Origin of the sequence: Aquirufa antheringensis, assembly GCF_023921165.1 — a bacterium.
Classification (GTDB): Bacteria; Bacteroidota; Bacteroidia; order Cytophagales; family Spirosomataceae; genus Aquirufa; species Aquirufa antheringensis.
In genome coordinates, this window is sequence record NZ_CP049835.1 from 956,310 (window position 1) to 981,491 (window position 25,182).

A 25,182-nucleotide genomic window follows, 5' to 3' on the forward strand; every position below is an offset into this window, starting at 1 on the left:
ACGTAATTTAGGCCGGATTTTAGTGATGCCCTGCGTATTTCTCCCCTGCTGGAATGGCTATTATCAATTTGTTCTCTTTCGTAGGCAACGGACACGTCGCGAAAGGCGTAAAAGCACATGGCGGATTGTAGGCCTGATTGAAATCCAAAGTCACCGTTCCATCCGGATTAAACCCTTTCGTATCCAGGAAACGGCCTCCGCCATAGGTCGACGTTTTATTGGTAGCATCGCCAAAAACGACAAAGAAATCCTCCTTCGTCTCCCCCGGCCCCGCCTCTAGGCGATAGGTCTTCCCATCCACCTGGAACTCCAATAAACCCGGAGAATCCTCTTGGTAGGAACGCCCCGTGATGTCGATGATGGTGACTTTTTTACCGACGGTAGGAATGAATTTGGCGTTGATTTTCCATTTAGCATCTGCCGGGAAATGATCAATTCCGTGAAAAGCCTTCAAGTATTCACCCTCTAAATCGCGCAGACGAATCGCGTATTTATCTCCGCGTTTGATGATAAACCAACGCAGGGATTGATGGCTAACTACTGTGGCTTTACCCTCTGTGGTGAAGATGACCTGATTATTATACAATACTTGATTGTTTTGTAGTATGACCTTTCCTAAGGAAGCCTCCGCGTGCGGGAAGACAAAATCATTCGATTCCGCTCCGCCAATAGTGTTCGCGCCCTCTTTCAGCCAAAACAAACCCGCTAGGTTTAACCAGCCGGATTCGGACTTGAGGCTGGCTTCTCTTTTGGCATAAAAACCAGTGTAATCCTCCTGAGAACGCGCTGTGAACGCTAACATCATAAGGCACAAAAATAGGATCTTTTTCATAGCGGGATATTTGCCTAAAAATACTAAATTACCTTAGAAATATACCCCATGACCCCGCAAATCTACGAACTTGGCGACAGCGCACTGACGATTGAATTCGGCAACGAAATCAGCGAAAGCGTACACCAAGAGGTCATGAAGCGGTTTTATCAGTTTCAATCCTTTCCCTTACCCGGAACCTTGGATTTGATTCCGGCTTATACGAGCCTCACGATCGTGTTTGACTTAAGAGTGGTGGCGAGCCGCTTTGAAGGTTTGGCGGGAATGAAAACCCTCATACAAGAAAAACTAGCTGAAGCTTTTTCTGTCTTCATTCCAGAGGGACGCCTCCACGAAATCCCCTGTGTTTATGAGGGCCCAGATTTAGCTTCCGTGGCCTCCGACTGCGGACTTAGTGAACAAGAAATCATCCGCATTCACAGTGAAAAAGAATACACCATTTACTTCCTAGGCTTTCTACCGGGCTTCGCCTATATGGGCACCACGGACGAGCGAATTACCGTGGCTAGAAAATTGACGCCGGCTCCCATACAGAAGGGAGACATCGGCCTAGCCGGCAACCAAACCGGCATCTACCCCAGTGCTTCTCCCGGCGGCTGGCAAATCATCGGTCGTACGACGGATATGCCTCATTTCAGAGCGGGTGACCGCGTTCGTTTTATCCCCGTCACCGTATGAAACTGATCAAAAAAGGTTTATTGGATACGTGGCAGGGCCTTCCAAGCTTCGGTTTACAGCACGAGGGAATCCCTCCCGGTGGAGCGATGGACACCTTTTCCTTGCAGATTGCAAACGCGTTAGTGGGAAACGATGTATATGATAAGGTGCTGGAGATGCACTTCCCGGCTGGGGTTTACCAATTCGAGACGAGCACTTTGCTGGCGATTTGTGGTGCGGACTTTAGAGCCTGCGTGGATAATGTGGAGGTTCCCCTGAACCAACCGATTAAAGTTCCGCCTGGAGCCATTTTTAGTTGTAAAAAGCCAGTTTCAGGCCAAAGAGTCTACGTCGCCACCCGAACCTTACATGACGAGCAGGTTTCCCGCGTGAAGATTTTGCCTTGGTCGATGAACCCGGAGAATGTGTTCACGGATGAACCGATCCGAATTTTGTGTGGACGGGAATGGGAACAGATTAAGGCTTGTTCGCAACAGCTGGTTTTGAGTAAATCCTTTGCCATTTCGCCTACTTCGAACCGGATGGGTTACCAATTAATACAGGACCCCCTGAAGACACTGGCTTCGCAAAATTTATTGTCCTCCGCCGTAACAGCCGGCACCATTCAGTTATTGCCTTCAGGTCAACTCGTGGTGTTAATGGCAGGACATCAGACGACGGGGGGGTACCCGCGTTTAGCGCATGTGATTTCGGCGGATTTGCCCCGTTTAGCCCAAAAAGGCCCCGGCGACAGCCTCCGCTTCACCCTAACCGATTCGATGACGGCAGAATACGAATGGATTCTTGTCCAAAACTATCTACAACAAGTACGGAATGTGTGTGCGCTGAAATTAAGTCAGCATCGATTCGATCACCACTAATTCGTCGCGTAAACGCGCGGCTAATGGGAAGTCGAGGTCGCGCGCCGCTTTCTCCATCTCTTTGCGAATGGTTTCAGATTGCTTTTTGAGCTCCGCCGGCTTCATATAGGCTAATAAAGGATCCGCCGCGACTGGTGCTTGATCCGGATGAATCGTGTAATTCTTCGTGGGTTTCGCCATGCGATCCGCGATGGAGGTTTGCTCCATGATCTCGTCGTGCGAACGCCAAATCGTTTTCGGCGTAATGCCGTGCTTCTGGTTATAGGCCATTTGGATGGCGCGACGGCGATTGGTTTCCGAAATCGCGAGCTCCATCGAACCCGTGATCTTATCACCGTACATCAACACCTTACCGTTTTCGTTACGTGCGGCACGACCGATCGTCTGAATGAGCGATCGAATATCACGCAAGAAACCTTCCTTATCCGCATCCATAATCGCGACCAACGAAACTTCCGGTAAGTCCAAACCTTCCCTGAGCAAGTTCACCCCCACTAAGACGTCGATGACGCCCAGACGTAAATTGCGCAGAATCTCAACGCGCTCCAGGGTTTTCACCTCGGAGTGAATATATTGGCACTTGATGCCTACGCGGTCGAGGTATTTCGATAGCTCTTCGGCCATTCGCTTTGTGAGTGTCGTAATTAAAACACGTTCGTTTTTCTTGATGCGGTCGTAGACCTCTTCGAGTAAATTATCGATTTGGTTTTTCGTAGGACGCACCTCGATTAAGGGGTCCAAAAGTCCGGTAGGGCGAATAATCTGCTCGACCACGACGCCTTCCGAGCGGCGTAATTCGTAGTCGGATGGGGTGGCGGAGACGAAGATGGTTTGACCGATTAAGTCTTCAAATTCATCGAATTTCAAAGGGCGGTTGTCCATCGCCGAGGGCAAACGGAAACCGTATTCCACCAGGGATTCTTTGCGGGAGCGGTCGCCGCCGTACATCGCACGGATTTGGGGCATGGTGGCGTGGCTTTCGTCCACCACCATGAGGAAGTCGTCTGGGAAGAAGTCTAATAGGCAGAAGGGGCGCTGGCCGGATTTTCTTTGGTCAAAATACCGAGAATAATTCTCAATCCCCGAGCAATACCCTAGCTCGCGCATCATTTCTAAGTCAAACTCTGTCCGCTGCTTAATACGTTCCGCTTCCGTCAGGCGACCCTCGCGGCCGAAATAGGAGATTTGGTTCACTAAATCTTCCTGAATATGGGAGATCGCGTTGTTCAATGTTTCGCGACCCGTCACAAACAAGTTCGCGGGGAAAACGGCCACCATCGTCTCCGAAGAGATCTTCTTGCCCGTCCAGGGATCGATGCGGTGGATCTCCTCGATCTCATCGCCAAAAAACACGAAGCGATACCCGAAGTCCGCGTAAGCCAAGAAAATATCCACCGTATCGCCTTTCACGCGGAACGTTCCGCGCAAGAATTCGCCTTCGGTCCGCGCGTAGAGAATCTCCACCAAACGGAACAAAAACTGGTTACGCGAGATGATGTCTCCCACGGCGACGCGCATGATGGAATTCCGGTATTCATCCGGATTTCCCATACCGTAAATACAGGAAACGGAGGCGATCACAATAATGTCGCGGCGGCCAGACATCAACGATGAGGTCGTCGCCAAACGCAACTTTTCAATCTCCTGGTTGATCGAGAGATCTTTTTCTATGTAAGTACCCGTGGAGGCAATAAAGGCCTCGGGCTGGTAATAATCGTAATAAGAGATGAAATACTCGACCGCGTTCTCTGGGAAAAAGGACTTGAATTCCCCGTATAATTGGGCGGCGAGGGTTTTGTTATGGCTCAAAATCAGGGTCGGCCGGTTCACCTGCTGGATCACATTCGCGATCGTAAAGGTCTTTCCAGAGCCGGTTACGCCTAGCAGCGTTTGCGCGGCTTCTTCCTTGTTCACCCCCTCGACTAATTGCCGAATCGCCTCCGGCTGATCCCCGGTGGGCTTGTAAGAAGAAGTGAGTTTGAAATCCATCCCGAAATATACGAATAATGGAGAGGATAAATCGGGAGGAAATACTATTTTTGGCAAAAATCAAACCTCTCTATGTTAAGACTTGCCCTCATCGCCTTTAGCTTAAGTACTTTCTCTTGTAAATCAGAGGAACCTGTTAAGCCTGCCATCGACATGACCGACTTTGTAGTTCCGCCACCCAAAGAATATACGTTTGCGGCGACGCCTTTTTGGGCAGATGAATTCGAAAAAGACGGCTTGCCAGATCCGGCGAAATGGGGATATGATGTAGGAAATAGCGGTTGGGGAAATAATGAACTCCAAAACTACACCAACGCGAACATCAAAAATGCGCATATCGAGAACGGTATTTTGACCATCGAGGCCATTAAAGAGAAGCTTGGAACGAGTAATTACACCTCCGCTCGTTTAGTAACAAAAGGCAAAAATGACTTTTTATATGGTCGTATTGAGGCCAAAGCAAAGATTCCAGCTGGCCGCGGAAACTGGCCTGCGATCTGGATGCTAGCGAGTCAATCTGATTATGGTACCCAATACTGGCCAGACAATGGCGAGATCGATATCTTAGAACATGTGGGTTACGACCCAGGAGTGATGCATGCCAGTGTGCATACGAAAGCCTATAACCACGTCATCGGAACGCAAAAAACAGCAACGACAACCCTAGCGAATTGGGATACCGAATTCCATACGTTCCGCGTGGATTGGACGCCTGACTACGTGCGTGCCTTTATCGATGACAAGCAATACTTCGAATTCAAAAATCCAAAGGGCGGCTGGGAACAATGGCCTTTTGACAAGAAGCAACATATCTTAATGAACCTAGCGATCGGTGGAAACTGGGGCGGGCAAAAAGGCGTGGATGACACGATCTTCCCAAACAAATTCCAAATCGACTACATTCGCGTTTACGCACTTAATCCTTAGTATGAAATACCCCAAAGCCGCGGAGGCATTCGATCGTTTATTGGTCATCATGGACGACCTGCGGGAGAAATGCCCTTGGGACAAGAAGCAGACGCTTGAATCATTGCGCCATTTAACCATCGAGGAGACCTACGAGCTTTCCGATGCGATTATGGAAAATGATTTGACCGAAATCCGCAAAGAGCTAGGCGATATTTTCTTACACCTTGTTTTCTACAGCAAAATCGGATCGGAGAAAGGGGCTTTCGATGTGAGCGACGTGTTGCACGGGGTGTGTGAAAAACTGATCAGTCGCCATCCGCATATCTATGGCGATGTGGTCGCTGAGACGGAGGAGCAGGTAAAGCAGAATTGGGAAGCCTTGAAATTAAAAGAGGGGAACACGTCCGTTCTGGGCGGCGTTCCAGGTTCTCTCCCAGCACTCGTGAAAGCGATGCGGATACAGGAAAAGGCGCGCGGTGCGGGTTTTGACTGGGAAGAAAAAGAGCAGGTTTGGGAGAAAGTAGAGGAAGAACTGGGCGAATTCAAAGAAACTTTTGTGGGTAAAGAACTCGATGCTGCTGGAAAAGCGGAGGCAGAGGGCGAACTGGGGGACTTGATCTTCAGTCTCGTGAACTTTGCCCGATTCATCGATATTAATCCCGAAACAGCCGTGGAGCGAACGAACAAGAAGTTCATCAAGCGCTTCCAGCACCTCGAAAAACGCGCGGCAGAGAATGGCCAGGCGCTTTCCGAGATGACTTTGGCAGAAATGGATATCTACTGGAACGAAGCGAAAACGCTTTAGTTCACGCTAAACTGATACGCTGTTTTCGTTTTATACACCTCGCCTGGGCGCAAAACCGTGCTCGGGAAATTAGGGTGATTAGGCGAATCTGGGAAATGCTCGGTCTCTAAACAAAGTCCGTAACGCTTGGTGATTTGCACACCATATTTCCCCGTCAAATGTCCATCTAGGAAATTTCCCGTATAAAACTGTACCCCAGGTTGATCCGTAGACACCGTCATTTTACGACCCGAAACCGGTTCGTAGACTGTCGCCATTTTCGCATAAGATCCGGCTGGCTTATCCAAAGCCCAGCAATGGTCATAGCCTCCGCCTAACACAATCTGCTCTGACGAAGTGTCGTTTATGCGATCACCTACGACATGTGGCTTCGTAAAATCAAACGGCGTACCATTTACCGGAGTCAATTCGCCCGTCGGAATTAACACCTTATTCACCGCGACTAATCGCGACGCATCAATCTGCACTTCTTGGTTCAAAATATCGCGTTTCGTGTTTCCGCTCAAGTTGAAATAGGAGTGATTGCTCAAGTTCAATACCGTCGCTTTATCTGTCGTCGCCTCATAGGCGATGCTAATTTCGTTGTCTTCGGATAAGCTATAAGTCATCTTAACGCTTAGGTTCCCGGGGAATCCCTCTTCCATATCTTTCGAAACATAGGATAAGCTTAGGCTCTGTGCGGAGGCCGCTTCTACTTTCCATACTTTCTTATCAAAACCGATGAGGCCACCGTGAAGGTGTTGGCCGTTGTTTTGGGCAGCGAGGGTGTATACTTTCCCGTCCAGCGTAAATTTCCCGTTCGCGATGCGGTTTCCGAACCGGCCTACGATGGCTCCGAAGTAAGGGGTGTCTTTGATGTATTCTTGTAAAGTCTCGAATCCGAGCACCACATCTTCCACTTTTCCGTTGCGATCCGGCGTTAGGATTTTTTGGATGATGCCGCCGTAGTTCATGATGTGAACTTCCATGCCGTGAGCATTCTTCAAGGTATACAAGGTAACAGACTCGCCCGCAGGCGTTTGACCGAAAGGTTTTCCGGGATTAGACATAGCAAATAGGTTTTGGGACAAGAAAAAAAGGGCTAAAAAGCAATATTTCATAGGTTAACGAGGTTTGTGACAACAATTTAGCACAAAAGATGGAAAATAAACTAATTCTTCGTAGCTTTGCACCCCAATTTAAAAATTGTTTCAAACTTAATTTCAGCAGGTTAGCCCAGCTTGTTGATGTAGGCAAACAGCCAAACGGGCACCAAATATGTCAAAACAACCAAAAGATTTCGACTGGGATTTAGTTGAAGGAAAAGGGTTCGGTGGTAACTATACTACAGAACAAAAAGAAAAAATGGAGGCTGCTATCGAAGCAACCTTGAACTCGGTCACTGAGAAGGAAGTAGTGAAAGGTATTGTTGTAAGCAAGACTGACCGTGAAGTAATCATTAACATTGGATTCAAATCTGATGGTTTAGTATCTGCTTCAGAATTCCGCGATATGCCGGATTTGAAAGCTGGTGACGAGGTTGAAGTATACATCGAGAACCAAGAAGACGCAAACGGACAATTAACCTTGTCACGTAAGTTAGCTAAGGTGATGGGTGCATGGACGAACATCGAGAAAGCATTAGAAGAAGATACGATCATCAATGGTTTCGTTAAGCGCCGTACAAAAGGTGGTTTAATCGTAGATATCTTTGGAATCGAGGCATTCTTACCTGGTTCTCAAATTGATGTGAAGCCTATCCGTGACTTCGATATTTTCGTAGGTAAAAACATGGAGGTTAAGGTGGTTAAGATCAACCACACAAATGACAACGTAGTTGTATCTCACAAAGTATTAATCGAGAAAGATCTAGAGGCTCAACGTCAAACGATCTTAACGAACTTAGATAAAGGTCAAGTACTAGAAGGTGTGATCAAAAACATGACTAATTTCGGTGTGTTCATCGATTTAGGTGGTGTAGATGGTTTACTTCACATCACAGATATCTCATGGGGTCGTATCAACCACCCACAAGAGGTATTGAAATTGGATCAAAAAATCCAAGTGGTGGTATTAGACTTCGACGAAAACAAAAAACGTATCTCTTTAGGTATGAAGCAATTACAAGCGCACCCTTGGGAAGCTTTAGCTGCTGGAACTGAAGTAGGTTCGAAAGTAAAAGGTAAAATCGTTAACGTAGCTGATTACGGTGCTTTCTTAGAAGTATTGCCAGGCGTTGAAGGTTTAATCCACGTGTCTGAGATGTCATGGTCTCAACACTTACGTAACCCACAAGATTTCTTGAAAGTAGGCGACGAAATGGAAGCAGTAGTGTTAACATTAGATCGTTCTGAGCGCAAGATGTCTCTAGGTATCAAGCAATTAACAGAAGATCCTTGGACTAAGACTGATTTATTAGCGAAATACGCAATCGGTACGAAGCACAAAGGAACCGTTCGTAACTTAACTAACTTCGGTTTATTCTTAGAATTAGAAGAAGGAATCGACGGTTTAGTTCACGTTTCTGACTTGTCTTGGACAAAGAAAATCAAACACCCATCTGAATTCGTTAAAGTAGGTGATTCTTTAGATGTTGTAGTGATCGAATTAGACGCGGACAACCGTCGTTTAGCTTTAGGCCACAAACAATTAGAGGAAAACCCTTGGGATACATTTGAAAGTGTGTTCACTTTAGGCTCAACTCACAAATCAACGATCATCTCGAAGAACGAGAAGTTCGGTGTATTAGAATTGCCATACGGTATCGAAGGATTAGCTCCTTTGAAGCAGTTAACGAAGGCAGACGAAACAGTGGCTGAGGTAGGTGAAGCGTTAGACTTCGTGGTAACAGAATTCCACAAAGAAGAGCGTAAGATCATCTTATCACACACACGTACTTTCACGGCGGCAACGGCGGAAGAAGTAGCGGCTGATGCTGCTGCTGCGAAGCCAGAGAAAAAGAAAGCAGCGAAATCTGCTGACAAGCCTGCTAGTGTAACAGCTGAGAAATCGACTATGGGAGATATCGGTGCTTTATCTGCTTTAAAAGAGCAAATGGAAGGTGCTGAAAGAGAACAAGCGATTAAAAAATTAGAGAAAAAATCTAAAAAGGCTGAATAGTAACATTCAACTGTTCTATACTGAGAGGGGTTAGCGAAAGCTGACCCCTTTTTTTTGTTTTCTCCTATTTTTTTCCAAACTTACATCCAATCATTTAAACCTATCAACCATGAGTAACGAATCAAGACGGGACTTCCTGCGTAAGGCAGGATTAGCCGCAGCCAGTTTCTACATTGTACCTCGCCACGTGCTAGGCAAGGGCTACATTGCTCCTTCAGACAAATTAAACATCATGGGTGTCGGTGGTGGCGGAAAAGGCTACAGCGATATCATGAGTTCCTACAATAAAGGGGCAGAAAACATCGTCGCTATCGTCGATGTCGATGATCGCCAAATCGCTCGAATCAAAGGCGACCTACCCAAAGCAAACTATTACCGTGATTTCCGTGCTGCTTTAGATAAAGAAGGCAGCAATGTAGATGCAGTCATCGTTTCTACTCCTGACCACACCCACGCTACCATTGCGATGGAGGCCATGCGTCGTAAGAAACACGTATATGTACAAAAACCTTTGACACACGACATCTACGAGGCTCGTATCCTAGGGGAGAAAGCACGTGAGATGCAAGTAGTCACCCAAATGGGTAACCAAGGTTCATCTGGCGACGGTGTTCGTAAAATGATGGAATGGTTCGATGGCGGGGCGATCGGAAAAGTAAAAGAAGTGTTAGTGTGGACAAACCGTCCAGTGTGGCCACAAGGAATTGCTTACCCAGCGGCTGGTTCCCCAGCACCGGCTGAGGTAGATTGGGATCTTTGGTTAGGACCTTCGAAATACAGAGAATATAACCCTGCTTTTCTTCCCTTCAAATGGAGAGGCTGGTGGGATTATGGTACAGGTGCCCTAGGAGATATGGGATGTCACTTATTAGACCCTCCCTTCAAAGTGCTAGGCATCCGCGATGCGATCGACGTAGAATGTTCCGTAGGTTCTGTTTTCTTACAGGATTGGACACCGGAGCACATTCCACAAGGATGTCCTCCTAGCTCGATGGTAACCTTACACTATGGTCCTTCGAAGAAAAATAATTCTCCTGTGAAGTTAACCTGGTTTGACGGTGGCCTTCGCGCACCACATCCAGACGGAATTCCTTCGACCGATGTGATCGGAGATGCGGATGGAACGAATGGCGTTATCCTGATCGGTTCGAAAGGAATCATGACCTGCGGAACGTATGGTATGAATCCAAAAGTTTACCGTAATGGTGTACGGGTAGATGAATCAGAACTTCCTAAAGCAAGCATAGCACGGGTAAAAGGCGGCGATGGCGGTCACAATACCCAGTGGGTGGAGGCTTGTAAAGCGGGTTTTGGCAATATGGAAGTCAGTTCTCCATTTGATTATGCGGCTCCATTTACGGAATCCGTGTTAATGGGTAATCTGGCTATTCGTTCGTATTTATTACGTGATGGAGAAGGCCGTAATGCGAAATACATTGGTCGCCAAAAGCTAGAATGGGATGCGAAAAACATGCGCATCACGAACTTCGAGGCAGCGAACCAATTTGTAAAACGCGAATACCGCAAAGGCTGGACACTGTAAGTGACCATTCGATAAATAGAAATGAAAAGACGGGATGCTCTCCCGTCTTTTTTTTATTTTTGTACTATGAATTTTAGCGCAACTACTCCTGCCTCCGAAGTCTTCGCACAAGTCGAGGCCTACATCCTTTCCCACGGTTATACCATTATCGACAAAGACCACAGCCGCCCTTGGGGAGGTTTCTTTGTGTTAGATGAAAGCCAGGCAGCGAAATTTGCGGCTCAATTCTTCCCACAACTTTCACTAGATGCGATCCAAATCACGCAGAAGCTAAGTCCTAAGTTTTTAGTGGTGGCACCAGAGAAGCGTTTGTCGTGGCAATACCACTTCCGCAGAGCGGAGGTTTGGACAGTGAATGCGGGTCCGGTAGGGGTGGTGATCTCGGAGACGGATGAGCAATCGGTTCCGGGGGTTTATCAGGAGGGTGAATTGATCACCTTACCCACTGGTATGCGCCATCGATTAGTCGGTTTAGACAACTGGGGAGTGGTGACGGAGATTTGGCAACATACCGATGTAGCGCATCCATCAGATGAATCGGATATCGTCCGTTTGCAGGATGATTTTGGCCGTTAATCAAATTTAACCAGCCGGTAATCTTAAAATAATACAAGAAAACTTTGTAGTCTCTAAAAGTTTCCATAGTTTTGCCATCCCGATAACTTATGGGGTTAGCAAATGAAATCGCGCATTCTAGAAAAAGGAACTGAATTATTCTTCCGCTACGGTGTTAAGACCGTAACGATGGATGCGATTGCCAGCGAATTAGGGATTTCTAAAAAAACGATTTATCAACATTTCCCGGATAAGGACTCCATGGTCTTTGAAGTCGTGCAAGCGTTCGTAGAGCAGGATATGAAGAAATGGGAGGAGCTGGATAAGTTGTATTCGAATGTCATCGAAAAGATGTTCAAATCTTTCGAGATGGTGAAGGATATGCTAGTGCAGATGAACCCTCGTTTACTGTTTGAAATCCAGAAATACTTCCCTACCGCCTTTCAATTATTCAAGAACCACGGTGAAAATTATATTCACGGAAATTTAATCGCTGACTTTAAAAAGGGGGCACAATTCGGGTATTTCAGAAATGATATCGATTTCGAATTGCTAGCGCGTTTGCGGATGGCCGAAGTAGATTTAGCCTTCAACCCTGATTTTTACCCCAACAATAAATTATCCTTGTATGAAACCCAGCTCACGCTGATGGATATTTTCATGCGAGGCATTTTGACCGAAAAAGGTTTAACACTTTACACATCTTACCAAAACAATTTAAAATGATGATCCGCCTAAGAAAAATCTATGCCGGTCTATTTTTGTTGACCTCCCTTGCAGCGAATGCACAGACTTATAGCCTAAAGCAGGCCGTAGACTATGCCATCGCCCACCAGGTCCAGGTGAAAAATAGCCAAATCGACTTGCAGAACGCAAGTGCAAAAATCAGTGAGATCAAAGCCATGGGCTTACCTCAAGTCAATGGTTCTCTTGCATTAACGAACAATATCGTCTTACAACGTGCGTTCATTCCTGCTAAAATATTTAACCCGGCTGCAGCGGATGGTGAATTAATTGCCGCGAAATTCGGTGTGGATAATTCCGGATTTGCTAGTGTGGGTTTGAGCCAACTGGTTTTTGACGGAACTTATTTACTAGGTTTGAAGGCTTCTAGCGTTTACAAAGACTTAGCCGTTAAATCGGTTACCCAATCGAAGCAGCAAGTAGCAGAGAATGTGACGAAGGCTTATTATGGGATTTTGGTGAACGAAAAACGCCAAGGACTTTTAGCCTTAAATGTAGCTCGCTTAGATACCTTACTGAAGGAGACGCGCGAGTTAAACAAGCAAGGTTTCGTAGAAAAGATCGACGTGCAGCGTTTAGATGTGCAAGCCAATAACCTGCGCACGGAATTAGAGAATATTGAGCGCCTTCAGGCATTGAGCTATTCCTTACTCAAATTCCAAATGGGTTTCCCCATGGAAGAACCGATTCGCCTAAGCGAGAGCTTAGAGAAGGTGGAATTAGCGACCTTCAACACGAATGCGGCGGGGGATTTCAATTATGCGAACCGCATCGAGTATTCCATCTTGCAAACACAAGAGAACTTAGCCGAACTAGATCTGAAGAGCATCAAAGCAGGTTATTTACCTCGTTTAGTGTTGAACGCGAACTACGGTTATAACGCAGGGGCCAATGCATTCAGCGATTTGATCACTAAACAATGGTTCGATAACGCAGCTGTTACGGTGGCTTTGCAGATCCCGATTTTTGACGGATTCTCTAAGAAATACAAAGCGGTTCAATCAGCGAATAACTTACAAAAGGTGCGTCAGTCTTACAGCTTGTTAAAGTCGTCTATCGACTTGCAGCGTTCACAGGCGAGCATTACGATGAAAAACGCTTTGGAATCCATGAAAGAGCAAAAAGCGAACCTGGACTTAGCGAACGAGATTTCGCGCGTTACCCGGGTGAAATACCAACAAGGGGTAGGTTCAAACTTAGAGGTTTTGAACGCAGAATCATCCATTAAAGAATCACAAGCAAACTACTTTACGGCCCTTTACAATGCCCTAGTGGCGAAAGTAGAATTAGAAAAAGCAAACGGTACACTATACATAGACTAACAGAAACATGAAAAAAATAGCCATCCTCCTAAGTGGAATTCTTTTCTTCGCGGCATGCGGATCAAAAGACAAAAAGCAAGAATTAGCGGATTTGAAGTCTCAGGAAAAAGAAATCCAGGCAAAAATCGCGCAATTAGAAAAAGAAGTAGGTAAGCCTACCGAGCAAGCCGCAGCGAAAGTAATCGCCGTAACGGTGAGCCCATTAGTAGCACAAACGTTCCAACACTTCGTAGAAGCACAAGGAAATGTAGTCGCTGAAAACACGGTTTTAGTAAGCCCACAAACGGGTGGCGTGATTTTATCCTTGCCAGTCGTAGCGGGACAATCGGTGTCTAAGGGCCAATTGATTGCGACTTTGGACAACAACATCTTAAAAGAGTCCTTAGAAGAGGTTCGTCAACAATTGTCGTTAGCGAAGACGATCTATACGAAGCAAAAAGCGCTTTGGGATCAACAAATCGGGACAGAAGTACAATACTTGAGCGCGAAGTCTAACATGGAGTCTTTAGAGAAAAGAATCGTCACCTTGAAAGCGCAATTAGGCTTATCTCGTGTAACGGCTCCGATCGCTGGAACCATCGAATTAGTTCGCCAAAAAGCAGGTGAAATGGGCGCTCCTGGTGTCCCTATCGTTCAAATCGTGAACTTAGGTAACCTAAAGATCGCGGCTAAAATTGCGGATTCGTATGTAGGAACGGTGAAACAAGGCGACGAGATCAGCATCAAATTCCCTGATTTAAACAAGGAATTAAAAGCGCGTATCTCCTTAGTATCTAAAATCGTAAACCCCTTAACCCGTACGTTTGACATCGAAGCCCGCATCCCGAATGCAGGTGGCGAATTAAAGCCAAACTTATTAGCGGTGATCAACATCAACGATACATCGAAGAAAAATGCGATCGTGATCAGCGAAAACATCATCCAAAAGACGGAGAAAGGTAATTTAGTGTACGTAGCGGTAGAGGAAAATGGCAAGAAAGTAGCGCGTGCACGTCAAGTCACGATCGGTTTAACCTATAACGGCCAAGCAGAGATTTCTGAAGGTTTAAAAGCGGGTGACGCGATCATTACACAAGGATTTCAAGATTTAGTAGATGGTACAGCCATCTCTTTCTAAGTAGAAAATGGAAAAAAATAGCAAAAACGAGCAATTGCCAGAAGGCAAAGGCTTGATCTATAACATGGTGGGCTGGTTAGCCCAAAACCGCACGACGGTTTACATCTTCACGTTCATCATATTTGTGGCGGGGATGGGAATCTATTCGAGCTTACCTAAGGAGCAATTCCCAGACATCGTGGTGCCTCAAATGGTCATCCAAACAGTCTACGCCGGAACCACTCCCTCGGACATCGAAAACACGATCAATAAACCGATCGAAAAGCAAATCAAATCGATCACGGGCGTCAAGCGTGTGAAGTCAAATGCTTTGCAAGATATTTCGGTCATCATCGTGGAATTCAATACGGACGTCACCGTCCCCATTGCGAAGCAACGCACGCAAGATGCGGTGGATAAAGCGATCGCAGATTTGCCTAAAGACTTAACGCGTGAGCCTTCTGTCGCTGAGGTAAACTTCTCCGAATTCCCGATTATGAACATCAACATCGCGGGGGACTATCCCTTAGATAAGTTGAAAAAGTATGCGGAGGATTTACAAGACGAGATCGAGGGGATGCCGGAAATTAACCGCGTAGACATCATCGGTGCCTTGAAAAGAGAGATCCAAATCAACCTAGACTTGTACAAGATGCAAAGTTATGGTTTGACTTTCTACGATATCCAATCTGCCGTTCAAGGCGAAAACGTGAACATCTCAGGCGGTGATTTGGCCGTGGATGGCGTTCGTCGTTCCCTTCGAGTGACAGGTGAATTCAAAGCAGTAGATCAGTTAGCTAATCTAATGATCGGTTCTTCTACGGGTGCACGCGTTCGTTTAAAGGATGTGGCAGAGGTGAAGGATAGCTACGAAGAGAAGCAAGATTTTGCGCGTTTGAATAACAAGTCCGTCATCACTCTAAACGTCATCAAGCGTGGGGGTGCGAACTTAATCGAGGCGGCAGATCGCATCGAGAAGACGATCGAAGAATACAAAGAAAACCGTTTCCCAGCGGGCCTAACGGTCACAACGACGGCGGATCAATCCGAGCGTACGCGTGGTGATTTAGCGGATTTGATTAATACCGTAATCCTAGGTTTCATCTTTGTCGTTATCGTATTGATGTTCTTCATGGGTGTTAGAGATGCGGTATTCGTGGGCCTATCGGTGCCTTTATCGGCTTTGATGACCTTCTTGTTCATGCCTTCTTTAGACTTTAGCTTAAATACCATCGTCTTATTTGGTTTCCTTTTAGGCCTCGGTATTGTGGTGGATGACGCGATTGTGGTCATCGAGAATGCCCACCGTTTATTCAATAACTTCAAGAAATTGACGATTACCGAGTCGGTGAAATTAGCCGCTTCAGAGGTATTCGTGCCGGTATTATCAGGTACATTGACGACGATTTCGCCATTCTTGCCTTTGTTATTCTGGCCAGGTATCGTGGGTGAGTTCATGAAATACTTACCTATTACGTTGATCATTACGCTTTTCGCGTCCCTATTTGTGGCTTACGTAATGAACCCGGTGTTCGCGATTACGTTTATGAAGCGTCACGATGAAGAGGTGAACGACGTGAAAAATCCGCAGTTCTCGGATATCCGTCGCACGGTATTCATCTTGTTGAGCTTGGCGGTTTTCGGTTATGTGATGGGCTTTGGCTTGGGTCACTTTGGCTTTGGAAACTTCTTCATGCTTTGCATCATTCTGTACATATTCAATCACTTTGTTATTACTCCGAAGTGGATTGTGCCGTTCCAGGAGGTTACTTTGCCTAATTTCAAAACGAATTACCGCAAGTTAATTTCATGGGTATTGATGGGTAAGCGCCCTATTTATGCCACGATTTCTTCCTTCGTTTTATTGGTCGTGACAATCATGCTTTTAGGCGTGGTGAAGCCGAAGGTGGTTTTCTTCCCTTCAGGCGATCCGGATTACATTTATATTTATTCCAAAAACCCAATCGGTACCGATGCGGTCGTTACGGATTCCGTGACGAAAGTGATCGAGAAGCGTGTTTCTGCTTTCTTAAACAAAGAGGGTTACAATAAAATTGTCAATTCGGTCATTTCGAACGTGGGTAAAAACGCGGGAGATCCGATGCAACCAGACCGTGGGGCAACGCCACACAAGAGTAAGGTGACGATTGCATTCGAGAAATTGCAATTGCGCGAGGGCATTAAAACGGGTGAGGTTTTGAGTAAAATTCAAGCGGATTTTGCCAAAAATCCCCTAGCCGGAGTCGAAATTGCCATCGAACGCGAGAACAATGGACCGCCTACGGGTAAGCCTATTTCAATCGAAATCGCTGGAGAAGACTTCGCGGTTTTACAATCTTTAGAGAAAAAAGTACGTGCAGCGATCTCGAGCGCTGGCATCCAAGGTATCCAAGAGTTGAAATCCGATTTAGTGACAAACAAGCCGGAAATCATCATCGACGTAGACCGCGAGAAAGCGTCTCGCGAGGGCATATCATCAGCTCAAGTGGCGATGGCGGTGCGTACGGGATTATTTGGCGCAGAAATCTCGAAATTCCGCGATACAAAGGATGAATATCCTATTCAATTGCGCTTAAAAGGAGATTCTCGCAACCAAATCGAGAAATTATTGCAAATGAATATCACCTACCGCGATATGAACATGGGCGGCGCCTTGCGCCAGGTTCCATTGAATTCTATCGCTGATATTCGCTATGCCACTTCTTTCAGCCAAATCAACCGCAAAAACCAAGAGCGTGTCGTAACCCTAGGTTCAGACGTCGTTCAAGGCTATAACGCGAATGAGATCGTGGGCGAATTAACCACGCTTTTCGAAGGAATCGAAGTGCCGCAGGGCTATACACTTCGCATGGGTGGTGAGCAAGAGGACCAAAAAGAATCCGGCGCCTTCCTAGGCGTAGCCTTCTTAGTCGCGTTAATCTTAATCTACCTGATCCTGGCAACGCAGTTTAACTCTGCGGTAAAACCAATGATCATCTTCGCAACCATCTTATTATCGTTAATCGGCGTTTTATTAGGATTCATGGCTTTCGGAATGACCTTCTCCGTGATTATGTCCGGCGTGGGTATCATCGCCCTGGCTGGTATCGTAGTAAAGAATGGTATCCTATTAATCGAATTCATCGAGGAGCTTCGCTTTAAGCGTGGTTACGATTTGAAAGAGGCGATCATCGAGGGTGGTGGGATTCGTTTAACTCCAGTGTTGTTGACGGCTTCGGCGGCGGTATTAGGCTTAATTCCTTTGGCATTAGGCTTAAGCATCGACTTCGTGGGCATGTTCACAGAATTAAATCCACACATCTTCATCGGTTCTGAATCCGCCGTTTTCTGGGGAATCTTAGCCTGGACGATCATCTTCGGATTAACGTTCTCCACCATTTTAACCTTAATCATCGTTCCGTGTATGTACTACATCTCAGAGCGTATCAAGCAAAAGTGGTTCACGAAAACCGTTTAATTTATTGAGGTTCAAGAATTGCAAAAACCCCTGGACGATAAGTCTAGGGGTTTTTTGTTTTTTTCCCCACCATTCCCTAATTTACTGTTTCAAAATCAACAACATGAAGAAATTACTCCTACTCCTTTGTTTGCCCCTGTTTGCTCAGGCGCAAGATCGTCCGTATGGTAAAGTTTGGGCGACTCGCTCACAGGCCATTGCCCAAAATGGGATGGCTGCTACCTCACATCCATTGTCTACTCAGGCTGCACTTGATGTGCTGAAAGCCGGTGGAAATGCGATCGACGCAGCTATTGCGGCGAATGCGATGGAAGGTGTCGTGGAGCCACATGTGAATGGGATAGGCGGGGATCTGTTTGCGATTGTTTGGGATGCGAAAACGAAGAAATTATATGGCTTGAATGCGTCGGGGAGATCACCCAAATCTTTGACTTTAGCGGAGTTCAAAAAGCGCGGATTGACACACATTCCGTCGCTGGGTCCATTGCCGGTGAGCGTGCCGGGTTGTGTGGATGGCTGGTTTGAATTGCACAAGAAATTCGGGTCGATGCCGATGAACAAGGTGTTAGAAAAGGCCGTTTCCTATGCGCGCAATGGCTTCCCTGTGCACGGTGAATTTGCTTCCGCATTAGGTCGGGTTCCGGCGAATTATGGTAAGTTTCCGAATGTGGCAAACCACTACTATCCAACTGGAAAAACGCCGGTGGAGGGTGATATTTTCAAGAACCCGAACTTAGCGAATACCTTAGAGAAACTAGGAAAAGAGGGACGTGATGCCTTTTATAAGGGCGATATGGCGCGGACAATGGACGCGTTTATGAAGAAGAATGGTGGGTTTTTGAGCTATGAGGATTTAGCGTCGCACACGTCTACTTGGGTGGAGCCGGTTTCCGTGAATTACCGTGGGTATGATGTGTGGGAATTGCCGCCGAATAGCCAGGGGATCGCGGCTTTACAGATGTTAACCATTTTAGAGGGCTATGATTTTTCCAAAATTAAACTGGGTTCTGCGGAGCACGTGCATTTGTTTACGGAGGCCAAAAAACTAGCGTTCGAAGACCGCGCAAAATACTATGCAGACCCTGAGTTTGCCAAAATTCCGGTAGCGGAACTCATCTCAGAAGAGTACGGCGCGAAGCGCCGGGCGTTGATCAACCCGAATCGCGCGGGTCGCCATTACGAGGCGGGAAATCCTGCCTTGAAAGAGGGGGACACGATCTACTTGACCGTGGCTGATAAGGACGGCAATATGGTGTCATTAATCCAGAGTAATTACCGAGGTTTTGGGTCAGGCATGATGCCGGATGGTTTAGGCTTTATGTTCCAAGATAGGGGAGAATTATTCAACCTAAAAGAAGGTGAAAACAATAGCTATGCGCCAGGAAAAAGACCATTCCAAACGATCATTCCAGCCTTTATGACGAAGGATGGTCAGCCGGTGATGAGCTTTGGCGTGATGGGTGGCGCGTTCCAACCGATGGGTCATGTGCAGATTGTGATGAACGTGGTGGACTTTGGCCTAAACGTACAAGAAGCAGGCGATTATCCCCGCATGAACCACGAAGGTTCCTCTGAACCTACGGGCGAGACAATGGAAACGACTGGCGGTATGATTACCCTGGAGCACGGTTATCCGTATGAAGTCATTCGCGATTTATTGCAAAAAGGGCATCAGGTGGGCTATATGAGCGGTATTTATGGAGGCTACCAATGCATTAAATACGATCCGGTTCGCAAAGTATATTATGGAGCGACAGAATCGAGAAAAGACGGACAAGCCACAGGATATTAAGGATGTTTGCAAGTCGCATTTTCACGGGCCACGAATGGCTAGAGAACAAAGAAATCATTGTAGAAAATGGTCTCATTTCGGCTATTTCGGACGGAGTAGGCGCGGCGTCTGAAAACATCCTTGTTCCCGGATTTATTGACCTCCAAATTTACGGTGGTGGTGGGATTCTCTTTTCCAATCACCAGACAACGGAGGCCATCCAAGCGACCTTCGACGAGCACTATAAAACAGGTACGGTTGCCTTTCAAATTACGCTGAACTGTTCGCCAGCTTCTTCCATGTGGAAGGCTATCGAAGCTTATTCAACTTACACCGGGCCTGGGCTAGTGGGATTGCATTTAGAAGGGCCCTTTTTTAATCCGGTTAGACGCGGGGCGCACCAGGAGGCCTTCGTCCAAAAGCCATCTTTGGCTTTCCTAGAAGAGCTTATCGAGCGAACGAAAGGTATTCCCACCTACTTGACAATTGCGCCTGAAATGTTCAGCGCTGAGGAGCTTTCATTAGTAGTAAAAAGCCACATCATGTGCTCTCTGGGACATAGCGACGCCACTTTTGAGCAAGCGATGAACGCCATAGATAAGGGTGTATCTCGCATCACACACCTGTTTAATGCGATGTCGCAGTGGCAGTCACGGGCTTTAGGTCTAGTGGGAGCTAGCTTCCAATCTCAGGCGTGGACGAGCATTATTGCGGACGGTTTGCATTGCGATTTCAAATCACTAGAACTGGCCTATCGCTTGAAAAAAGGTCGCCTGTTTTTGATTACGGATGCGGTGACGAATGATGTGTCTGGACCCTATTCCTTTTTAGCCAAAGACGGTCGCTTCACGAACGAAGCGGGTATTTTATCAGGTTCTTCCTTGACGATGATGGAGGCGATTCAAAACTGTGTTGAACAGGCTTCGATCCCGTTAGAAGAGGCGATACGGATGGCGACAGTTTACCCGGCAGAAGTGGCGAATTTACCTGATTTAGGCAGTATTGAAGTAGGGAAACGTGCTTGCTTTGTGGAGCTGAATCCGGCGCTGGAAGTGGCACAAGTTTGGTACGATGGAAAAGCCTTGTTAAATTAGGCTATGATTACATTTCCATCGAAGCAGCCACAAGTTCAGACCACTATTTTTACCAAAATGTCTGCCCTCGCCATCGAGCACGGGGCATTAAACCTTTCCCAAGGTTTTCCGGGTTTCGATTGTGCCCCCGCTTTGCAGGAATTATTACAGCAGTATGCCAAAGGCCATAACCAATATGCCCCCATGGCCGGTGTTCCCGCTTTACGTCAATCGCTAGCGGCAAAAACGTCGTCTTTTTATAACATACCTGTCGATGCAGATTCAGAAATGACAATTGTTTCTGGCGCGACGGAAGCCATTTTTGCTGCCATTCATTGTTGCGTTTCGCCCGGAGATGAGGTCATACTATTCGACCCAAGTTACGATGCTTATGATCCCATCATTCGATTAGCAGGGGGAATTCCTATCCATATTCCACTTAAGGCTTCGAACAATTTTGCGATTGATTGGTCTTCCGTTACTGCGAAAATTACGCCCCGAACGAGAGCGATTATGGTGAATAGCCCGCACAATCCGACCGGAGCGGTATGGTCAATGGCGGATTTAGATGCCTTTGCACAGGTGGTTAAAGGAACGAATATATTGATCGTTTCTGACGAAGTATATGAACATATCGTTTTCGATGGCGCACAACACGCCAGTGTTTTATTACATCCAGAATTGCGTAAACGCAGTTTTGTGTGTGGATCTTTTGGCAAAACTTACCACATCACGGGCTGGAAAATAGGCTATTGTATCGCTCCGGCGTTCTTGACTGCTGAGTTTAGAAAACTCCACCAATGGGTCACCTTTTCGAGTGCGACACCTTTGCAATATGCTTTGGCAGATTACTTGAAAGAGCCCGCTCATTACCTCGGTTTGTCTGATTTTTACCAAAAAAAGCGCGACCTTTTCGCCTCCCAATTCGTGGGAAGTCGTTGGAAAATACTCCCTAGCGCCGGAAGTTTCTTCCAATGCCTCGATTATTCAGCTATATCTAACGAGAAGGATGTGGATTTAGCCGATCGCCTTACGCGTGAAATCAAAGTGGCCTCCATTCCCGTTTCCGTTTTCTACGAAACCGATCCTGGGGATAAAATCTTGCGCTTCTGTTTTGCGAAAGAGGATGAAGTGCTGGTGGAAGCGGCGAAACGTTTAGTAAACGCATTTTAGCTTCATTAAATTATCAGTTTCTTGATAATTTATGTCCTCATTTTCTATTTTATATTGTTTCTCCAAAAACAATCCTACATTTACCTCGGCCTAAGCGATCGATTAGGTACATCTGTTCCCCCTTCATACTTCATAGTACACTTAATTTTTGCGATTTTTTCGCACCGAGTAAATGGTGAACCCCTAAAAACCAGATAAGAGTAGGGAACAAAATATCAAACCACCTAATATTCCACAAAATGAAATTAACACAAATGACCCGCGCTTTTTACTTTTTCATTTTTACATTAGTTGTCATTTTAGGATGTACAAAAATGGAAATTGCCTTACCTCAAAACGACCTTTCCTTTGAAGCTAAAAAATTAATGCTTTCTTCTACGGTTCATAGAAATCAAGAATATATCTCAAGCTTTGGAATTATAAACTTTAGTGAATCTAAAGTCATTACATTAATGATTTCATCTGGCGATACAGCAACGCTAATCATAACACCAATTATAAAAAATGGAGTTGTTGTAGCTACAATAGAGTCAATCAAAATCCCCAATAATAGACTTCCCCACAATGATGACTATGCTATAAACCTAGTAGATTATCGAAAGTATGATTTTAAAACAAAAACAGGTAACATAGAAATGGTTGACATCAACTATGATTTATTCAATCACTCGTCTGTTTACGTAGTCAATAACCTAATTAAAAAATGGGATTCAAAAGGACTTTCGAAAAATCTTGAAGAAAAATACGATAATCCTAATTTGAAACAGTCCTCTAAACAAGTAGAAAATTCCTCGCAATTACTTGGTTCTACTGGAGGAATTTATTCACTTTGCGATAGTAACAGTGATCAAAATATATCCTTTTCAGAATGTTACAAATGTGCAACGGATGCAATATCAGCAGATGGATTTTCAACATTTGTTTGCGATATTCCTATATTAGGATGGGCTTCATGTTGGGTATCAAAAAGTGCAACATGCGTTTATTTAAGTTCCGCTTACTAGCTATTCAATTATGAAAAATACAATTATAGGCCTCTTATTAATATCAACAATTTTAACAAGTATTGTTGCAATCCTAGATATATATAAATCAAAAACGATTTCAAAAAAGGCAAAATTGAATCTTTCCTTTATGATATTTTATATGCCATTACTAGGGCCAATATTATATTATTCTGTCTTAAGAAAAAATCACTCTTAATAAGGTAATTAAATCCCTAATTCAAATACTTTAACGCAATCTCTTCCCCGATCTGCTCTAAAATCTCAGCGGCACGTTCGATTGAATCAGTTGCATCTGTAGAACGGGACGCAATCGTAAACACGTCATTTTCATCCAAAAACAGGGGGAAATTAGCAGAACTTTCAAAGGCACCTGAGACCAAAATAGTTTGCTTAAAGACTTTATCGCAACGTTTCACGACTTCGGACACTACTTTGCCTCCCCAGGTAGAGGAATCGATCTTGCCTTCGCCAGTGATAATGAAATCCGCTTTTAAAAGGGCCCGGTTAAAATGAATCTTGTCCATTACCCAGCTAGATCCCGAGACAATTTTAGCGTTTAGGAAATAACGGGCGCCTGCTCCAAGCCCACCGGCGGCACCCGCTCCGGGTTCTGATGCGATGGATCCGAAGAAGGACGCTATATTATTTAGACCTTTGTCTAATTGTTTAATTGCCGTGGCGGTCGCACCTTTTTGAGCGGCGAAAACGTGGGCTGCTCCATCGCTCCCAGCCAGGGGATTGGTTACGTCTGTAACGACCGTGAAAGAACAAGAGACTGGTCCAGCAGCTGATATGGAAGCAATGCGAATCATGTTTTTGCCTACTGGATTCAGAGTAGCCCCTTCTTCATCCAAAAAGGTCCAACCCATAGCAGCAGCCATTCCAATTCCCGCATCATTTGTGGCTGAACCACCGATGGTGAGAATGATTTGGGTGGCGCCGCGTTGTAACGCATCCGCGATGAGAACTCCAGTTCCGAAAGTCGAGGTTTTAAATGGGTTACGCTCTTTTACAGACAATAAGGCGAGCCCAGAGGCGCGGGCCATTTCGATGTATGCGGTTTTTTGATCCGCTAACCATAAATAATCTGCCTGAATGGGGCGCATTAGCGGATCGAACGTGTCTGCTGTAATCCACGTTCCGCCATGCAATTGTTGAATTACTTCCAAGGTACCTTCCCCGCCATCGGCGAGGGGGAGGGTGGTGAAAACGGTTTTGGGACGACGTTTCTTAATCCCTTTTTCAAGCGCTACGCACACTTGCGAGGCGGAAAGAGAGCCTTTAAACTTATCAGGAGAGATTAAAATATGCACAGCGATGGATTTATGCCGCAATTTAGCCACAATTCCTTAAATTTAAGGTATGAGAATACTGACAGCCTTTGCCCTCTTATTTTTGATATCCGTTTCGTGTACGAATCAACCTGATTTGACCGGCCTTGATGTAGAAAGCTTTAAAAAGGACCGCGGGAGTTGTGGCGGGACGAGAGAAAAGCAGATCGACTGGCTGAAAACGCATAAAATGACGTGGAAGGGGGTTAGCTCTAATGATTTGGAAGACATCCTGGGGAAACCCGATATTCAACAATTAGCGGACCGAAATCAGGAATATTACGTGTATTTTTTGGAAAAAGGCCCTCATTGTGATAAAATTACGAATTCGTCTCAGGCACGTACGATGGCTTTTCGTTTCAGTGCAATGGGATTAACGACTGAAATTACCTTTCAGCAAGGATTGCCCTGATTAAAACTAAACCTATGAAAAAAATTCTATTCCTATTCTTTATGAGCATTACTATGTCCCAGGCCCAAAAAGCGCCAGCGCTCGATTTCTTCTGTGAACTAAAAGTAAAACTGGATCCTGCTTTAATCGTGGGCGAAACCCCTCACGGAACGCGCCGCATTATTCCCATTATCGGTGGAACGGTGGAAGGTCCTAAAATCAAGGGAGAAATCTTGAATGGTGGAGCAGATTGGCAAATATTGCGAGCGGATGGAGTAACCGAATTAGAGGCACATTACCAATTTAGAACGGATGATGGCACCTTGATTTATGTCAAAAATACAGGCATACGCGCAGCAACTCCCGAAATCGCGGCACGATTAGCCAAAGGGGAAAAGGTAGATGCGAATGAATACTATTTCCGGGCGATGCCTAAATTCGATGCGCCTAAAGGCAAATACGATTGGGTAAACAACAGCCTTTTTGTTTGTACGGGTGAACGCTTGCCTGATTACGTGTTGATTCGTGTTTGGAAAGTAATGTAATG

The 25,182-nt window shown here is 45.8% G+C and carries 21 protein-coding genes; 17 read left to right on the forward strand and 4 right to left on the reverse strand.

What is annotated here, in order from left to right; all coding sequences use genetic code 11:
• Positions 1–19: 19 nt before the first annotated feature.
• On the reverse strand, positions 20–832 hold the full coding sequence (locus G9X63_RS04460) for a DUF1684 domain-containing protein (protein ID WP_252624588.1): 813 nt from the start codon (positions 830–832) through the stop codon (positions 20–22).
• 48 nt (positions 833–880) lie between these two features.
• Here G9X63_RS04460 and pxpB point away from each other — a divergent pair, with 48 nt between their 5' ends.
• Positions 881–1,510, forward strand: a complete 630-nt coding sequence (pxpB, locus tag G9X63_RS04465; protein ID WP_252624591.1) for a 5-oxoprolinase subunit PxpB — start codon at positions 881–883, stop codon at positions 1,508–1,510.
• On the forward strand, positions 1,507–2,370 hold the full coding sequence (locus tag G9X63_RS04470; RefSeq protein WP_252624593.1) for a 5-oxoprolinase subunit C family protein: 864 nt from the start codon (positions 1,507–1,509) through the stop codon (positions 2,368–2,370). Before pxpB ends, G9X63_RS04470 begins: the two co-directional genes overlap by 4 nt.
• On the opposite strand, the gene uvrB is transcribed toward G9X63_RS04470, so the two are convergent.
• Positions 2,341–4,359 carry an excinuclease ABC subunit UvrB gene (gene uvrB, locus G9X63_RS04475; RefSeq protein WP_252624595.1) on the reverse strand — a complete coding sequence of 673 codons (2,019 nt, stop codon included), beginning with the start codon at positions 4,357–4,359 and terminating at the stop codon, positions 2,341–2,343. The genes G9X63_RS04470 and uvrB overlap by 30 nt on opposite strands.
• Before the next feature lie 72 nt (positions 4,360–4,431).
• Here uvrB and G9X63_RS04480 point away from each other — a divergent pair, with 72 nt between their 5' ends.
• Positions 4,432–5,286, forward strand: a complete 855-nt coding sequence (locus G9X63_RS04480) for a glycoside hydrolase family 16 protein (RefSeq protein WP_252624597.1) — start codon at positions 4,432–4,434, stop codon at positions 5,284–5,286.
• 1 nt (position 5,287) lies between these two features.
• Positions 5,288–6,073 (forward strand): nucleoside triphosphate pyrophosphohydrolase, encoded by a 786-nt coding sequence (gene mazG / locus G9X63_RS04485; protein ID WP_130922306.1) that lies wholly within the window; start codon positions 5,288–5,290, stop codon positions 6,071–6,073.
• Here the strand turns inward: mazG and G9X63_RS04490 are convergent.
• Positions 6,070–7,122 carry an aldose epimerase family protein gene (locus G9X63_RS04490; protein WP_252624599.1) on the reverse strand — a complete coding sequence of 351 codons (1,053 nt, stop codon included), beginning with the start codon at positions 7,120–7,122 and terminating at the stop codon, positions 6,070–6,072. The genes mazG and G9X63_RS04490 overlap by 4 nt on opposite strands.
• A gap of 208 nt (positions 7,123–7,330) precedes the next feature.
• Here G9X63_RS04490 and rpsA point away from each other — a divergent pair, with 208 nt between their 5' ends.
• The 11 genes from rpsA (at position 7,331) to G9X63_RS04545 (ending at position 22,910) form a co-directional block, all read left to right on the forward strand.
• Positions 7,331–9,172 (forward strand): 30S ribosomal protein S1, encoded by a 1,842-nt coding sequence (gene rpsA, locus G9X63_RS04495; RefSeq protein WP_130922308.1) that lies wholly within the window; start codon positions 7,331–7,333, stop codon positions 9,170–9,172.
• 109 nt (positions 9,173–9,281) lie between these two features.
• A complete protein-coding gene (locus tag G9X63_RS04500; protein ID WP_130895744.1) occupies positions 9,282–10,715 on the forward strand; it encodes a Gfo/Idh/MocA family protein in 1,434 nt (477 codons plus the stop codon).
• Between the two features lie 66 nt (positions 10,716–10,781).
• A complete protein-coding gene (locus G9X63_RS04505; protein WP_252624600.1) occupies positions 10,782–11,291 on the forward strand; it encodes a cupin domain-containing protein in 510 nt (169 codons plus the stop codon).
• A 102-nt stretch (positions 11,292–11,393) separates the two neighbouring features.
• Positions 11,394–11,996, forward strand: a complete 603-nt coding sequence (locus tag G9X63_RS04510; protein WP_252624601.1) for a TetR/AcrR family transcriptional regulator — start codon at positions 11,394–11,396, stop codon at positions 11,994–11,996.
• Positions 11,993–13,336 (forward strand): TolC family protein, encoded by a 1,344-nt coding sequence (locus tag G9X63_RS04515; RefSeq protein WP_236633176.1) that lies wholly within the window; start codon positions 11,993–11,995, stop codon positions 13,334–13,336. Before G9X63_RS04510 ends, G9X63_RS04515 begins: the two co-directional genes overlap by 4 nt.
• Positions 13,337–13,343: 7 nt before the next feature.
• On the forward strand, positions 13,344–14,453 hold the full coding sequence (locus G9X63_RS04520) for an efflux RND transporter periplasmic adaptor subunit (RefSeq protein ID WP_130922311.1): 1,110 nt from the start codon (positions 13,344–13,346) through the stop codon (positions 14,451–14,453).
• Positions 14,454–14,517: 64 nt separating this feature from the next.
• Complete coding sequence (locus G9X63_RS04525; RefSeq protein ID WP_252624859.1) at positions 14,518–17,889, forward strand: efflux RND transporter permease subunit; 3,372 nt, start codon at positions 14,518–14,520, stop codon at positions 17,887–17,889.
• A 103-nt stretch (positions 17,890–17,992) separates the two neighbouring features.
• On the forward strand, positions 17,993–19,681 hold the full coding sequence (ggt, locus tag G9X63_RS04530; RefSeq protein WP_130895737.1) for a gamma-glutamyltransferase: 1,689 nt from the start codon (positions 17,993–17,995) through the stop codon (positions 19,679–19,681).
• A 2-nt stretch (positions 19,682–19,683) separates the two neighbouring features.
• Positions 19,684–20,754 carry an N-acetylglucosamine-6-phosphate deacetylase gene (nagA, locus tag G9X63_RS04535; RefSeq protein WP_130895736.1) on the forward strand — a complete coding sequence of 357 codons (1,071 nt, stop codon included), beginning with the start codon at positions 19,684–19,686 and terminating at the stop codon, positions 20,752–20,754.
• A 3-nt stretch (positions 20,755–20,757) separates the two neighbouring features.
• On the forward strand, positions 20,758–21,906 hold the full coding sequence (locus G9X63_RS04540) for a methionine aminotransferase (protein ID WP_130895735.1): 1,149 nt from the start codon (positions 20,758–20,760) through the stop codon (positions 21,904–21,906).
• 239 nt (positions 21,907–22,145) lie between these two features.
• Positions 22,146–22,910: a hypothetical protein gene (locus G9X63_RS04545; protein ID WP_252624602.1), complete on the forward strand. Its 765-nt coding sequence runs from the start codon at positions 22,146–22,148 to the stop codon at positions 22,908–22,910.
• 215 nt (positions 22,911–23,125) lie between these two features.
• Here G9X63_RS04545 and G9X63_RS04550 read toward each other — a convergent pair whose 3' ends face one another.
• Positions 23,126–24,256, reverse strand: a complete 1,131-nt coding sequence (locus G9X63_RS04550; RefSeq protein ID WP_252624603.1) for a glycerate kinase — start codon at positions 24,254–24,256, stop codon at positions 23,126–23,128.
• Positions 24,257–24,275: 19 nt separating this feature from the next.
• Between G9X63_RS04550 and G9X63_RS04555 the strand changes: the two genes are divergently transcribed.
• Positions 24,276–24,656: a hypothetical protein gene (locus G9X63_RS04555; RefSeq protein ID WP_252624604.1), complete on the forward strand. Its 381-nt coding sequence runs from the start codon at positions 24,276–24,278 to the stop codon at positions 24,654–24,656.
• A gap of 14 nt (positions 24,657–24,670) precedes the next feature.
• The gene (locus tag G9X63_RS04560; protein WP_223129860.1) at positions 24,671–25,180 is read left to right on the forward strand and encodes a DUF3237 domain-containing protein; all 510 of its coding nucleotides are present in this window, start codon (positions 24,671–24,673) and stop codon (positions 25,178–25,180) included.
• Positions 25,181–25,182 lie beyond the last annotated feature (2 nt).